Origin of the sequence: Aquimarina aggregata (genome assembly GCF_001632745.1) — a bacterium.
Taxonomy (GTDB): Bacteria; Bacteroidota; Bacteroidia; order Flavobacteriales; family Flavobacteriaceae; genus Aquimarina; species Aquimarina aggregata.
Genome location: NZ_LQRT01000024.1, coordinates 476295 through 490610 on the forward strand (window position 1 = coordinate 476295; position 14316 = coordinate 490610).

General features: G+C 32.5%; 14 protein-coding genes and 1 riboswitch. Of the genes, 11 read left to right on the top strand and 3 right to left on the bottom strand.

The genetic code is table 11. The annotated features are described in order from the left end of the window. Positions 1–5: 5 nt before the first annotated feature. Both AWE51_RS17240 and ahcY read right to left on the bottom strand, forming a co-directional pair. Positions 6–890: an ABC transporter ATP-binding protein gene (locus tag AWE51_RS17240; RefSeq protein WP_066315835.1), complete on the bottom strand. Its 885-nt coding sequence runs from the start codon at positions 888–890 to the stop codon at positions 6–8. Between the two features lie 148 nt (positions 891–1038). After that, the gene (gene ahcY / locus AWE51_RS17245; protein ID WP_066315836.1) at positions 1039–2355 is read right to left on the bottom strand and encodes an adenosylhomocysteinase; all 1317 of its coding nucleotides are present in this window, start codon (positions 2353–2355) and stop codon (positions 1039–1041) included. A gap of 133 nt (positions 2356–2488) precedes the next feature. Here ahcY and AWE51_RS17250 point away from each other — a divergent pair, with 133 nt between their 5' ends. The 8 genes from AWE51_RS17250 (at position 2489) to AWE51_RS17285 (ending at position 8621) form a co-directional block, all read left to right on the top strand. After that, the gene (locus AWE51_RS17250; RefSeq protein WP_066315838.1) at positions 2489–3127 is read left to right on the top strand and encodes a 4'-phosphopantetheinyl transferase family protein; all 639 of its coding nucleotides are present in this window, start codon (positions 2489–2491) and stop codon (positions 3125–3127) included. A 25-nt stretch (positions 3128–3152) separates the two neighbouring features. Continuing rightward, positions 3153–3413, top strand: coding sequence for a hypothetical protein (locus AWE51_RS17255; protein WP_066315841.1), 261 nt, complete (start codon positions 3153–3155; stop codon positions 3411–3413). Further along, positions 3397–4029 (top strand): nicotinamide riboside transporter PnuC, encoded by a 633-nt coding sequence (gene pnuC / locus AWE51_RS17260; RefSeq protein ID WP_066315844.1) that lies wholly within the window; start codon positions 3397–3399, stop codon positions 4027–4029. Before AWE51_RS17255 ends, pnuC begins: the two co-directional genes overlap by 17 nt. After that, entirely contained in the window at positions 3990–4571 is a 582-nt protein-coding gene (locus AWE51_RS17265; RefSeq protein WP_066315847.1) for an AAA family ATPase, read from the top strand. Before pnuC ends, AWE51_RS17265 begins: the two co-directional genes overlap by 40 nt. Further along, positions 4555–6120 carry a DUF4301 family protein gene (locus tag AWE51_RS17270; RefSeq protein ID WP_066315849.1) on the top strand — a complete coding sequence of 522 codons (1566 nt, stop codon included), beginning with the start codon at positions 4555–4557 and terminating at the stop codon, positions 6118–6120. Before AWE51_RS17265 ends, AWE51_RS17270 begins: the two co-directional genes overlap by 17 nt. After that, positions 6117–6518, top strand: coding sequence for an alternative ribosome rescue aminoacyl-tRNA hydrolase ArfB (gene arfB / locus AWE51_RS17275; RefSeq protein WP_066315851.1), 402 nt, complete (start codon positions 6117–6119; stop codon positions 6516–6518). The genes AWE51_RS17270 and arfB overlap by 4 nt, the downstream gene beginning before the upstream one ends. A 193-nt stretch (positions 6519–6711) precedes the next feature. Next, positions 6712–7044 (top strand): hypothetical protein, encoded by a 333-nt coding sequence (locus AWE51_RS17280; RefSeq protein ID WP_118504687.1) that lies wholly within the window; start codon positions 6712–6714, stop codon positions 7042–7044. Between the two features lie 218 nt (positions 7045–7262). Continuing rightward, entirely contained in the window at positions 7263–8621 is a 1359-nt protein-coding gene (locus AWE51_RS17285; protein WP_066315853.1) for a sigma-54-dependent transcriptional regulator, read from the top strand. An 11-nt stretch (positions 8622–8632) separates the two neighbouring features. On the opposite strand, the gene AWE51_RS17290 is transcribed toward AWE51_RS17285, so the two are convergent. Further along, positions 8633–11053: a hybrid sensor histidine kinase/response regulator gene (locus AWE51_RS17290; RefSeq protein WP_066315855.1), complete on the bottom strand. Its 2421-nt coding sequence runs from the start codon at positions 11051–11053 to the stop codon at positions 8633–8635. 134 nt (positions 11054–11187) lie between these two features. Here AWE51_RS17290 and AWE51_RS26665 point away from each other — a divergent pair, with 134 nt between their 5' ends. From AWE51_RS26665 to thiS, 3 genes are all read left to right on the top strand, one after another. Further along, the gene (locus tag AWE51_RS26665; protein WP_157766156.1) at positions 11188–11334 is read left to right on the top strand and encodes a hypothetical protein; all 147 of its coding nucleotides are present in this window, start codon (positions 11188–11190) and stop codon (positions 11332–11334) included. Between the two features lie 99 nt (positions 11335–11433). After that, a complete protein-coding gene (locus AWE51_RS17295; RefSeq protein ID WP_066315856.1) occupies positions 11434–13821 on the top strand; it encodes a TonB-dependent receptor in 2388 nt (795 codons plus the stop codon). Between the two features lie 66 nt (positions 13822–13887). After that, positions 13888–13986: riboswitch (TPP riboswitch) on the top strand. Between the two features lie 82 nt (positions 13987–14068). Beyond that, positions 14069–14269, top strand: coding sequence for a sulfur carrier protein ThiS (gene thiS / locus AWE51_RS17300; protein WP_066315858.1), 201 nt, complete (start codon positions 14069–14071; stop codon positions 14267–14269). Positions 14270–14316 lie beyond the last annotated feature (47 nt).

The following is a 14316-nucleotide window of genomic DNA, read 5'->3' on the forward strand; positions in this document are numbered from 1 at the left end:
AGTGATTAAACAAGTACGTTATCTGTGTTAATTTTAGAAAAGAACACATCTTCAAGATTAGGGATTACTTGTTCAAATCCATTATTTGGATTTGTATCACTATAAACATGTATTGAAGGTTTGCCGCCGACCATTTTATTTGAGATAATACTATATTGCTCAGCGTATTTTTCTAATTCCTGAAGACCGATGATTTTATGGTAAACTTTACCTTTAAGTTCATCTATTGCACTATCTGGGGATCCTTGGTATACGATTTCACCAAAATTCATGATTGCCATTTTAGTACAAAGCTCTCTAACATCATCAACGATGTGAGTAGAAAGAATTACAATAACATCTTTGCCTACATTAGCTAGAAGGTTATAAAATCTATTTCGTTCTCCCGGATCTAATCCAGCAGTTGGTTCATCGACAATAATTAACTTGGGGTTTCCTATTAAGGCTTGAGCGATTCCAATGCGCTGTTTCATTCCCCCAGAAAAACCTTTTATATTTTTTTTACGTTTTTCATATAGGTTAACTTTGTCTAGAAGATATTTAACCATCTCTTTTCGTTCTGTAGATTTGGTAAAACCTTTTAATATAGCTAAATGATCTAGCAATTGTTCTGCTGTGATTCTAGGGTACACTCCAAATTCTTGAGGTAGATAACCAAGAACCTTTCTAAGTTCTGATGGTTGATTAAGGATGTCTATATCGTCTAAAGTAGCTGTTCCCGAGTCCGCTTCTTGTAGTGTAGCTAGAGTACGCATTAAAGATGATTTTCCTGCTCCATTTGGCCCTAACAATCCAAACATTCCATTTTCTAACTCAATTGATACGTTATCTAATGCTTTTACGCCATTAGGATATGTTTTTGATAGGTTTGTAATTTTTAGTGTACTCATACAAGGATCGTTTTTGAAGTGTTTAAATATGACGATGATATCGCATCTTTGTTACAAGATCGCTTGTGAAATTACAAAACACAAAGAATTATAAAAAATAAAACCCCTTATCGATTGATAAAGGGTTTTATTTTTTATAATTAGATTTTTAATATCTATAATATTCTGGTTTAAATGGTCCTTCGACAGTTACACCAATATATTCTGCTTGATCTTCTCTTAGTGTTTCTAATTCTACTCCAAGACGAGCAAGATGTAATTTTGCTACTTTCTCATCAAGATGTTTAGGTAGCATATACACTTCGTTTTTATATTTTTCAGAATGATTCCAAAGCTCAATCTGGGCAAGTGTTTGATTGGTAAAAGAATTACTCATCACAAAACTTGGATGTCCTGTAGCACAACCAAGATTTACCAAACGCCCTTCGGCTAAGATGATAATATCTTTTCCGTCGATAGTATATTTATCAACTTGTGGTTTGATTTCATCTTTAGTATTTCCGTGATTATCGTTTAACCAGGCCATATCAATTTCATTATCAAAATGTCCTATATTACAAACGATAGCTTTGTCTTTTAGCGCTTTAAAGTGTTGCGCTTGTACAATATCTTTATTTCCTGTAGTAGTAATAACTACATCGGCATTACCTATTACAGTTTCTAATTTTTTGACCTCGAAACCATCCATCGCAGCTTGTAAAGCACAAATAGGATCAATTTCAGTTACAGTAACAATAGATCCAGCTCCTTTAAAAGATGCAGCAGTTCCTTTACCAACATCACCATATCCACAAACTACAACACGTTTACCTGCAAGCATAGTATCTGTTGCTCTTCTGATTGCATCTACGGCGCTCTCTCTACATCCATATTTGTTATCAAATTTAGATTTTGTAACAGAGTCATTCACATTAATTGCAGGCATTGGCAAAGTTCCGTTTTTCATTCTTTCATACAAACGATGAACACCTGTAGTAGTTTCTTCTGATAATCCTTTAATATCATCAACTAATTCTGGATACCTGTCAAGTACCATATTCGTTAAATCTCCACCATCATCAAGAATCATGTTTAAAGGTTTGCGATCTTCACCAAAGAATAAAGTTTGCTCAATACACCAGTCAAACTCTTCTTCATTCATACCTTTCCATGCATAAACAGGAATTCCAGCATCTGCAATAGCTGCTGCAGCTTGGTCTTGAGTAGAAAATATGTTACAAGAACTCCAAGTTACTTCTGCACCTAGTGCTTGTAATGTTTCTATTAGAACAGCAGTCTGTATTGTCATATGAAGACATCCTGCAATACGAGCACCTTTAAGAGGTTGTTCGTTTTTGTATTCTTCACGAAGTGACATAAGGCCTGGCATTTCGGCTTCAGCTAGTTCGATTTCTTTTCTTCCCCAGGCAGCCAATGAAATGTCTTTTACCTTGTAAGGAACATAAGGTACTGTTTTGGTACTCATAGTCTTTATTTTATGTTTATGAAGCGCATTCTGGTATTTCGCACTAAATTGTTCTAAATTCGTTTCCCAGAAAAAATTAGTATTGACTCTTTTTTTTGGTTTGCAAAGGTACACAATAACTTTAATAATATAAATGCCTCTTTACAAAACTATAACAGTAGATAATAGTACTAACGTGTTGATTTGGAAGATCGAAGAGTCTTACGAATTCCTTAGTAAAGATATAGAATTAACAAAACATTGTCGAGATAGAGTAGATAGTATGAAATCTGAGCTGCATAGACGTGCATTTATGAGTGTACGGCACTTGTTAGCAATTGTAGGATATACGGATCATGATTTGTATTATGATGAGTTTGGAAAACCACACTTAAAGGACGGAAAACAGATATCGATAACACATTCATATGAATTTGCAGGAATCATTGTTAGTGATAAGCTTGTAGGGATTGATATTGAAAAACAACGTGAAAAAATCCACAAAATAGCGCATAAGTTTGTTAATGAATTTGAGAACGATTACATCTCGCAAATTAAAAACGAAATTCAGGCGTTAACCATAATTTGGGGGGCTAAAGAATCACTATATAAATTATTTGGTACTGCAGGATTAAGTTTTAAAGAGCATACTTTCATATCTCCTTTTACATTAGATTATCCATTTGTTTACGGCGCTATAAATCATGATGGTAATGTTAGTCACTATGATTTGTCATTTTTAGAATTTGAAGGCTTTACGTGTGTATATGCCTTGCCAGCAGAAGAGTTTTAATGTTAAGTATAGCAAAATACAGTTTATGGAAATATCAATAGAACTTACACTATCTCCGCTTCAAAATGATTTCGAAGAGCATATCATTAGATTTATAAAACGATTGCGTGATTCAGGGTTTACGGTTTTAGAAAATCCGTTAAGTACTCAGATTTATGGAGCGTATGATCAATTGATGCCTTTTCTTACTAAAGAAATAAAAATTGCATTTGATGCTATGGATACTGGACTAATACAGATGAAACTAGTAAAAAGCAATAGAAGTGATTATGAGCCAGATTTTTGATTTTTTCTTTGCGCAATATTCTGAATACCCAATAGAATATTTGGTATTAGAAATTGTGGCTGTGTTTTTTGGAATTGCTAGTGTATTCTTTGCCTGGAAAAATAAGATATGGGTATATCCAACGGGTATTATTAGTACATCTATTTATGTGTATTTGCTATTAAAATGGGGGTTATTAGGAGATATGATAATTAATGCTTACTATTTTATTATGAGTATTTATGGATGGTATATTTGGACTCGAAAAATAGATGATGTAAAAGTTACACCTATTTCTAGAACTACTATAAAAGAAAAAGCCATTCAAATTTTAATCTTTATTACAACTTTGATTTTTGTTTATGGAGTTTATATTATTTTTGATAAGTTGAAAGACTGGACTGCGTATGTAGATACCTTGACAACGGCTATATTTTTTGTCGGTATGTGGTTAATGGCACGAAGGAAGATTGAAAATTGGACTTTTTTGATAATTGGGGATATTATCTCTGTGCCGTTATATTTTTATAAAGGGTTTACCTTTTCTAGTTTTCAGTATTTACTATTTACGATAATGGGAATTTTTGGATATTTAGCATGGAAAAGAAGCTTAGACAACACAATAGTGACTGTATAAAAATAGTGCTTTTTGGACCAGAGTCTACAGGAAAAACTACTCTTGCTAAACAATTAGCTGCTTACTACGATACAGAATGGGTTCCAGAATATGCAAGAGAATATTTGCAGGCAAAGTGGAATAAGAATAAAGAAATATGTACATATGATGACCTTGTTGAAATTGCTAAAGGGCAAATTTCATTAGAGAATGATGCAGTAAAAAAGGCAAATAAAGTTTTAATATGTGATACAGATTTGTTAGAAACCAAAGTCTATTCTGAAGTGTATTTTGACGGGTTAGTTCATCCTGACCTAGATAAAATATCATTAGAAAATGTTTATGATTTATATCTTTTAACTTATATTGATGTCCCTTGGGTCAAAGATGATTTGAGAGATAAACCCCACCAACGTGAAGAGATGTTTTTACAATTTAAAAATACTCTTGATAAGTATGGTCTGCCTTATGTGATTTTAAAGGGGGATCAGGCCAATCGTCAAAAAAATGCAATAAAAATTATTGATCAATTAATAGCACAAAAAAGTGAATATAACAGATAAGGATATTAAGTTAATCAAATCAAAAGGATTAACAATTGATAAAGTACTATCACAAGTAGAAATCTTTAAAAATGGAATTCCTTTTGTAGCCTTGAGAAGTGCTGCTACTCTAGATAATGGGATTTTAAAGTTTACAGAACATTATCAATCAGAATTGACTAAACTATATAATTCTAGAATGTCAAATCTCGAAACTATTAAATTTGTTCCAGCTTCGGGAGCGGCAACCAGAATGTTTAAGGATTTATTTAGGTTTTTGGATAATTATCATAGTGAGAAAGAAAGCTTAAATTCATATACTAATCATGAAAAAGCAAATGCAATACGACTTTTTTTAATAGGCTTAGAGAAATTTCCTTTTTATGCTACAGTTATGGAAAAGATAAAAAGCGCTTATCCTAAATTTGATTCTTTATCTGAAGGGAGACAAGTCTATATTTTTGTAGAAATGATGTTAAAAGAAAAGGGGCTTAATTATGGAGATTTTCCTAAAGGGCTGCTTCCTTTTCATAAATATACAGACAGTATCGCAACTTCTTTTGAAGAACATCTGTATGAAGCCGCGGGATATAACACCAATGATAAAGGAAACTCCGAATTACATTTTACCATATCCAAAAATCATTTAGAGGGTTTCAAAGACGAATTTGAAAGAATAAAGAAAAAAGTTGAAGAAAAGACAAATACTAATTTTAAGATCACCTATTCTTTTCAAAAACCAGAAACAGATACTATCGCAGTGACTCAAGATAATGAACCCTTTAGAACCGAAGATGGCACTCTTTTATTTAGACCTGGTGGTCACGGGGCGTTAATCGAAAATTTAAATGATCTTTCTGCAGATATCATTTATATCAAAAATATTGATAATGTGGTGGTAAGAAAATATCAAGACGAAGTTTCTGGGTATAAAAAGGTTCTTGCCGGAAAATTAATCGAGATTCAAGATGAAGTCTTTAGAATATTAAATGCAATTGATCAACAAAATCCTACAGAAGCTGAATTAAAAGATATTAAAAAGTTTTTGGTACAACAATTAAATGTAAGATTACCTTTTGATTTTGATAAATTTTCAGAAAAATATAAATTACAATTTTTAAGAGAATCCTTGAATCGCCCAATCAGAGTATGTGGTATGGTAATTAATGAAGGGGAGCCTGGAGGAGGACCATTTTGGGTCAAACCAGAAAATGGTAGATTGGTACTACAAATTATTGAAGCCCCACAGATTAATAAAGAAGATCAGAGACAACAAGATATCCTTGCCAGTTCTACTCATTTTAATCCGGTAGATTTGGTTTGTGGAGTGCGAGACTATAAAGGAAACAAATTTAATTTAATAGATTTTGTAGACCCTGATGCTGGTTTCATTACCCAAAAGACTTTAAATGGAAAGGTATTAAAAGCATTAGAGCTGCCAGGATTATGGAATGGAGCAATGTCAAACTGGATAAGTGTTTTTGTAGAAGTTCCTATTACTACTTTTAATCCTGTAAAAAGCGTAAATGATTTATTGAAATCTGCACATCAGGAAAAGCTTTTTTCATGAATGCATCTTTAATCATAAGCGAATTAAAGTTCAAAGCTATTAGAAGCTCTGGCGCAGGAGGCCAGCATGTAAATAAAGTATCTTCAAAAGTCGAACTTAGTTTTAATATTTTAAACTCTAAAGGACTTACCGACGAAGAAAAATTAAGATTAGAACAAAAACTATCGTCTCGATTAACCAAGGATGGCGTTTTGTATTTGCAATGTGGAGATAGTAGAAGTCAGCATAGAAACAAGGAATTAGTGATCAAAAGGCTAATAGATGTTTTAAAAGCTGCTCTTTATGTTCCCAAGAAACGAATAGCTACAAAGCCGTCTAGAGGATCCGTTAAAAAACGATTAGATAGTAAACAAAAACACTCTTTAAAGAAATCCAATCGCAAAAAACCATTTTTTTAGACTCGTGCCAGAATTAAAGTGTGTATTTTTTCTACACATTTATGTGGATTCTACAGTATTTCATAGTTTATGGGTAATTTGCCTAAAAACATAAAGCATTGACAATCAAATAGTTGCGTGTATTTCTCGAAAATCTTCATGTTTGGAACAATTATTACTTATGTATTAACTGTTGATATAATCAAGTAATTCAATGAAAAAGGCACCAATGATAGTAGCAATAGTAGTAAGTATTTTTTCGGCCCAAGGTGTTATGGCACAGGATGAATTAGCTTTTAACGATGAGGTTGGATTAATGAATTATGAAGATGAGCATCAGGAATTTACAGAAATAAATGTAGTAGAATCACCCTTGGCTGTTCAAGAAGCAACAGCAAGAGATTTTCAAAAATATAGAATTGTTAAAACTTATATGTCTAAAGACAATACATATAAAATTGTCCTAAGAGATAGAAATGATAACACAAAAGTTGTATTTGCAAGCACTAATGGTGAATTATTAATACCAAACGACAATAAATCTTAAATCTAGGGGTAGAAAAAGGATATCGTTTTGCAACCAAGGACGATATAAAGTTGTTTAGTGCTAAAAAAGAGACTCACTCCCAAGGGTCTCTTTTTTTATGCCTTTATTCATGATAAATTGTTCTAATTCCTCAATTTTAAACAATTAAAAACCATTGTAGAATCATAGTTAAATTGTAATTTTATAACATAGATTTTCTAGCGTTAAATTTTTTGAATATGTCTAAAATACTTATTGTTGAAGATGATGTTGCTTTTTGTACAATGCTCAAGACTTTTTTGCAAAAAAAAGAATACGAGGTAACTACAGCATTCTCAGGAAATGAGGCAATTCCTAAAATTAAAGAAGATGTTTTTGATGTAGTACTCACCGATGTTAGATTGCCAGATCGGGATGGTATTACATTGCTTGAAGAAATTCATAAGAGTAACCCAAAAACCCAGGTTATTATTATGACGGGATATGCAGAAATTAATATGGCTGTAAATGCTATAAAACAAGGGGCTTTTGATTATATATCAAAACCATTCAATCCTGATACTATCTTACAAACTATAGAAAAGGCTCTTCATACAGAAGTTGTTAGTGCAAATACTACTCAAAAGGAAAACAAGAAAGAGACATCTGCTAAAACCGAGAAAAGCCCTATCCATTCATTCGTAAGGGGAGTTAGTGATGCTTCTAAAAAATTAAATGAATACGTAGCGCTAGTCGCTCCTACCCGAATGTCTGTATTAGTCGTAGGGGATAGTGGAACTGGTAAAGAGTATGTTGCGAGTAGTATTCATAAAGGGAGTAAGCGATCAGAAAAACCCTTTGTAGCTGTTGATTGTGGAGCGATACCAAAAGAAATAGCATCAAGTGAATTTTTTGGACATATTAAAGGATCATTTACAGGTGCAGTGACTGATAAAGTGGGCCATTTTGAAGCTGCCAACGGAGGAACCTTGTTTTTAGATGAAATAGGAAATCTTAGTTATGAATTACAAGTACAGCTCTTAAGGGCTCTTCAGGAAAGAAAAATTAAACCCGTTGGAAGTAATAAAGAAATCGAAGTAGATATTAGAGTAATTGCTGCGACTAATGAAGATCTTAGTAATGCTGTAAAAGAGGGTGAGTTTAGAGAAGATCTTTATCATAGATTAAATGAATTTACTATAAAAGTGCCACCTCTGCGGGACAGGATAGAAGATTTAATGTTGTTTGCTAATCATTTTCTAGAAGAATCTAATGTAGAACTAGACAAGCATGTGGTAGGTTTTGGAGATGAAGTGTTAGAGGCATTTAAAAAATACGATTGGCCTGGAAACCTTAGGGAGTTAAAAAATATAGTAAAGCGTTCGGTGCTTCTTTCTCAAGGAGATATGATAACGCTGGATGTTTTGCCAAATGATATTGCATACGCTTCTCAAAATGCAAATAAAACCTACGGATTGTTTAAGAACCAAAATGAACAAGAGCTCATTTTGGATGCATTAGAGAAAGCAAATGGAAACAAAGCTAAGGCGGCTAGAATGTTATCAATTGACCGTAAAACCCTGTATAATAAATTAAAGCAATACGATATTAGTCTTTAAATGAAATAGACTTAATTTTCTACTTTTAACTTATCGATTAAACGTTCAATTTTAATAATAGCTTCATCCGTTAGTTTCATTACAGAATTTTGATCAAGATGATACTGATTTGGATGTTCTAATTTTTCTAAAATTGGAATAACATCTTTAGCTTTTATCTGCTTAAACATGGGGAGCATCTTATGCGCAATCTGCTTAATTTTGATACTATTTTTTTCTTTAAGACTTATTTTGAAATCGTTAATGTTCTCAATAGTACTATCATAAAATGTGTCTAAAATCGCATATAATGAATCAGAATCTCCATGTGCAAAAAGCATTAGGTCGTTTAAAGAATAGTCTTCGTTGCTACTGTTGTTGTTTGTTTCTTTATAATTGATCAAATCAACACTTAAAATTTCTCCTATAAGATCTATAAGTGCTTTTGGAGCATATGGTTTTCTTAAACTACCAGAAAACCCTGCTTTTTGATATTCAGAAAAAGAAGTGTCGGTTCTTCCTGAAAGTGCTATTACAGGTAGTTTCGCTTGATCCGTATTGCCTTTTATTGTTTTTAAAAGCTCAAAACCATCCATTTTGGGCATTTGTATATCGGTAAGAATCAGATCATAATTATTACTATTAAGAAGAGTGATAGCATCGACACCATTTTTACAAACGTCATAAGAAAGTCCGGCTAAGGACGCAACTTCACTAGTTAAAGCTAATTGACTTGGGTCATCATCTACAATAAGCACTTTTTTATTATAAAAATTCTGTATTTCTAGAATTTCATTTTCTTCTTCCCTAACCAAAGAATTGGTAAGTTTAATAGGAATGTAAAAGGTAAATACACTTCCCTTTTCTGGTTCACTTGTTAATGTGATTTTACCATTAAGTAGTTTTATTATTTTTTTGGTGATAGCAAGACCCAAACCAAAACCTCCGTATCTTTTTTCAGTATCATCATCCCCTTGAGAAAACTCTTCAAAAATGTATTTTTGTTGTGCGTTGGTAATTCCAATTCCGGTGTCTTTAACCGCTATAATTAATTGCTTTTCGCCTAGACCATTTTCGATTATTTTGCTTTCTACGGTTATAGACCCTGCATCTGTAAATTTATAAGCATTATTTAAAAGGTTTGTTAGCACTTGTTTTATTCTGAAAGGATCTCCTAAATATTGCTTGTTTAATTGATCATTAGTACTGATCAAAATATCAAGATTTTTCTTATCGTTAACGGGTATAACACTAGATATTGTATTTTCTATTAATTCTTTAGGAGAAAAAGGGAGTTCTTCGATTAACATTCTTCCGGCTTCAAGCTTAGATAAATCAAGAAGATCATTTACTAAATGAAGAATGTAATCCGAAGATTTTTTTAAATGCCCTAAATAGTGTTTTTGTTTATTGTTTAGCCCTGTTCGTTCTAGTAAATCAGAATATCCTATAACAGTATTTAGTGGTGATCGTAAATCATGAGTAACTGTATTGATTAGAGACTCTCTTGTTTTTAATAGAGATTCTGTATAGGTTTTTTCTGCTTCAAGTTCATTACGGTATTTCTGACTTTTTGAAACATCTTTGGTAATTAGATAGAGAAATATAATCGCAATTAACAAGCTAATTGCTGCAATAATAACAATGATATTGGACGTGTCGTCCATTACCTTACTCGAAGCTTGTAAACGAGCAACGTATTGCGTTCTTTCGTTATTTTCTATTGCTGCCAGTAAATCTCTTAGTTTTTTAGTAGTTATTTGATCATTTTTAAGAATGTTGTTTTCTTTTAAAGAGATTTCTCGTTTGTATTTCTTTTCTTTTTTTTCAAGTTCGGTCAACACCTGTCTTACAGTAGTGGTAACAGAATCCATGGTTTGATTGGTCAATCTATTTGCATTGTCTTCTTTGAGAATATTTATAATATTAAACATTGCTTTTTTGTGCTTACTCTCAAGATTCTTAAACCGTTTTTCATAATTCGGATCTCCAAAAGATTCGTTGGCTTTTTTTAACTCATCAATGGCAGTAGCATAAATACCTTTTTTTTTGCGTTGACGGTAAATTTCGATAAGCTCTTCTAAATTTTTATTCTTACTGTCAATCAGATATTTAATACTATCAATTTTTTTGGTTTGTAGGGTGTCATCAGATATTTCAGAAACCTTATTGATTGTAGTAAGGATGGTGTCGATTTTAGTTTTATAGATATCAAATTTTGCTATATCAGATGTCTGAACAATATTTCTAGTTAAGCTTTCAGCTTCATACAATCCAGTTATAGCTTTTCCTACAAGGAATAGTTTTTCATTGTTTTCGTTTTTAATCTCTGTAATCTGTGTGTAATTACTTAATTGCCTGTAGATTACCCAAAATGCAGTTACCGCCAATAAACCTGCGACTAGGTACCCGGCAATAATTTTAAAAGTCACCGATTTTTTAGTGTTCTTCATATATTCCTATAACTGTAAAAACAGAAAAGCATTGTCCTGTTTCCATGTTAATTAGAGTTTTAAAAGCTGTATTTTAAGCAATCTACTCTATTACATAAAATAAAGTTACAATAAATCAATAAAACAGAGTACTTTTGCCCCGAAATCTCAAAGGGGTGCTAAAATCTAATGATTTGGCTGAGATCATACCCGATGAACCTGGGCGAGTAATGTTGCCAAGGGACGGTAGCATTAAAAAGATATATAAAATCTTTTTAATGCGTAATCGAGATGGTCATTAAACATTGTTGTTACTTATGTTTTGGCGATCTTACTATTTTTAATCAAACTAACAATTAAATAGAATAACTACCCCTTTTATTCGTAATGAACTTTTGCGAATGAAAAATGCAATATTTTATCTTACATGCTTATTGTTGAGTAACTATATAGCCGCTCAAGAATTTCAATTATCTGGAACAGTAACGGATCAAAAATCTCAACCGATTCCTAATGTTACGATACTTATTAAAGGTACATCTACGGGAACACAAACGAACGAAGATGGAAAATTTAGCTTTTACCTAGAAAAAGAAACATATACCTTAGTTTTTAGCTATCAAGGAACAGATAGAAAAGAAGTAGTAGTTGATTTAATAAAGGATAATGAACTGGATATTCAATTAGAAGAAATTCTGGAAAAACTAGATGAGGTTTTGGTAAAATCGGTACGTGTAGAGGCAGATTCACCAATTACACATTCAAATGTTTCAAAAGAAGAAATAGCAACGCGTAATCTGGGACAAGATATTCCTATTCTTTTAAACTACCTGCCAGGAGTTGTTTCTACTACAGATGCCGGTACTGGAGTTGGATATACTTATATTCGTGTTCGAGGTAGTGATGCATCCAGAGTAAATGTAACGTTAAATGGGATTCCGTTTAATGATGCAGAAAGCCAAGGGACATTTTGGGTTAACCTACCAGATTTTGCTTCTTCTGTAGAAAATTTGCAGCTGCAACGAGGAGTAGGAACCTCTACAAACGGTTCTGGAGCTTTTGGAGCAAGTTTAAATTTACTTACCGATGCAGTTTCTGAAACAGCTAGTGGTGAAATTTCAAATTCTTTTGGGTCATTCGGAACCAGAAGACATAATGTGAAATTTAGTACAGGGATATTAAATGATCATATTGAAATTGCAGGGCGATTATCAGCAATTGCCTCTGATGGTTACGTTGACCGTGCGTCTTCAGATTTAAAATCTTATTTTTTACAAGGTTCTTATATCGATGATACTACATTAATCAAGGCCGTTGCTTTTGGAGGACATGAGATTACCTACCAATCATGGTTCGGTATTGATCAAACGACATTAGAAAATGATAGAACTTTTAATCCTGCGGGACAGTATACAGATGCTGATGGAAATACTCGTTTTTATGACAATGAAGTCGACAACTATAAACAGGACCATTATCAATTGCATTGGAATCAAAAATATACCAATAACTGGTCAACAAACTTAGGGTTAAATTATACCTATGGGCGTGGGTTTTTTGAGCAATTTAAAGAAGATGAGGATTTTGCTGATTACGATTTTACACCAATTGTGATAGGTGGGGAGACAATTAATACTACAGATTTGATTCGTCGTAGGTGGTTGGATAATGACTTCTATGTCATTAATGCCACTGCAAACTATAAAGACAATAATTTGGATGTTGATTTTGGAGCTTTTTATAGTTTTTATGATGGAGATCATTTTGGAGAAGTTATTTGGGCTCAAAATGCAGGAGGCTCAGAGATAAGAGATAACTATTATTTTGGTAATGGTAAAAAAGATGAGTTCACCATCTTTGGTAAAACAACATATAGAATTAATGATCAATGGAGTGCGTTTTTAGATCTTCAAGGACGTTTTGTTGGATATGAAACCACAGGAGATACTTCAGATAGAGTGCCGCTGGAAGTGGATGAGAAGTATGATTTTTTTAACCCGAAACTTGGAGCAACTTTTCATGTTAATAAAACGAATCACCTGTATGCCTCTTATGCAAGAGCGAACAGAGAACCACGTAGAAGTGATTTTGAAAATGGAATCAACACAGCTGAAAGGCTAAATGATATAGAATTAGGATGGAGATTTACAAATAAGAAAGCAGTAATAAATGCAAATCTATATTACATGTGGTATAAGGATCAATTGGTACTAACTGGTGCTCTAGATGATGTAGGGGCGCCAATAAGAGCAACTAGCGGAGAAAGTTATCGATTAGGGATCGAAATAGATGCAGATATAGCATTATGGGATAGGTTTATTATAAAACCTAATCTTGCCATAAGTTCAAATAAAAACAAGGACTTTGTAACTTCTAAAGATGGAAGTTTAGTAAATCTTGGAGATACAAACATTTCATATTCACCTAATATTGTATTGGGAAATATGCTTATTTATCAACCAATTAAAAATCTACAATTAGGGTTTCTTTCAAAATTTGTAGGAGAACAATATATGGGTAATATTGATAGCAAAGCATCTAAGCTAGATAGCTTTTTTACTAATGATCTTAATATTGTATATGAGATTAAAAATATACCAGTTTTTAAATCTATTGTGTTAACAGGGCTTGTAAATAATGTTTTTGATTTGGAGTACGTTTCTAACGGGTTTTTCTTCACTTTTGATGATGATTTTACTAACCCAGGAACTATTATTACAAGAGAAGGTGCGGGATTTTATCCACAGGCTGGAATAAATTTCTTGCTTGGTGCTACATTGAAATTTTAAACGGATGCTATAAAAAAATGAAGTCCAAAATAATTGTACCTTCATTTTTTTATAGTACTTTTATGGTATAAACTTTAGGGGTGTTTTCGCAAAAGCGAAATCTGAGAAATACCCTTTGAACCTGATTCGGTTAGTACCGACGAAGGGAAAAGTTAATTATCATATGATTTTTTATAATCATATGGTTTTTGATTCTTCGATTAAGGCTATACGCCTAAGGTTTATGGATTAATATTTATTTTATAGTATGACCATAAGCGTAAACAATAAATCACAATCTGTTTCAGAAAACACCTCTATAGTAACACTATTAGCGCAATTAAATGTTGCTTCTAATGGGATAGCGGTTGCTATTAATAATGAAGTTATTTCTAAAGAGAATTGGAATAAAATACAATTACAAAAAGAAGATCATGTGACAATTATACAAGCCACTCAAGGAGGGTAAATATTTGTAAATACCAATATAATTGTATGTAATGTCAGGTTTTCAAC

Excerpts from the sequence above, each read along its gene's own strand:
- AWE51_RS17285 (WP_066315853.1), top strand. The coding sequence starts at position 7,263 with ATGTCTAAAATACTTATTGTTGAAGATGATGTTGCTTTTTGTACAATG.
- pnuC (WP_066315844.1), top strand. The coding sequence starts at position 3,397 with ATGAGCCAGATTTTTGATTTTTTCTTTGCGCAATATTCTGAATACCCA.
- thiS (WP_066315858.1), top strand. The coding sequence starts at position 14,069 with ATGACCATAAGCGTAAACAATAAATCACAATCTGTTTCAGAAAACACC.
- AWE51_RS17295 (WP_066315856.1), top strand. The coding sequence starts at position 11,434 with ATGAAAAATGCAATATTTTATCTTACATGCTTATTGTTGAGTAACTAT.
- AWE51_RS17265 (WP_066315847.1), top strand. The coding sequence starts at position 3,990 with ATGGAAAAGAAGCTTAGACAACACAATAGTGACTGTATAAAAATAGTG.
- AWE51_RS17255 (WP_066315841.1), top strand. The coding sequence starts at position 3,153 with ATGGAAATATCAATAGAACTTACACTATCTCCGCTTCAAAATGATTTC.
- arfB (WP_066315851.1), top strand. The coding sequence starts at position 6,117 with ATGAATGCATCTTTAATCATAAGCGAATTAAAGTTCAAAGCTATTAGA.
- AWE51_RS17240 (WP_066315835.1), bottom strand. The coding sequence starts at position 890 with ATGAGTACACTAAAAATTACAAACCTATCAAAAACATATCCTAATGGC.
- AWE51_RS17250 (WP_066315838.1), top strand. The coding sequence starts at position 2,489 with ATGCCTCTTTACAAAACTATAACAGTAGATAATAGTACTAACGTGTTG.
- AWE51_RS17280 (WP_118504687.1), top strand. The coding sequence starts at position 6,712 with ATGAAAAAGGCACCAATGATAGTAGCAATAGTAGTAAGTATTTTTTCG.
- ahcY (WP_066315836.1), bottom strand. The coding sequence starts at position 2,355 with ATGAGTACCAAAACAGTACCTTATGTTCCTTACAAGGTAAAAGACATT.
- AWE51_RS17290 (WP_066315855.1), bottom strand. The coding sequence starts at position 11,053 with ATGAAGAACACTAAAAAATCGGTGACTTTTAAAATTATTGCCGGGTAC.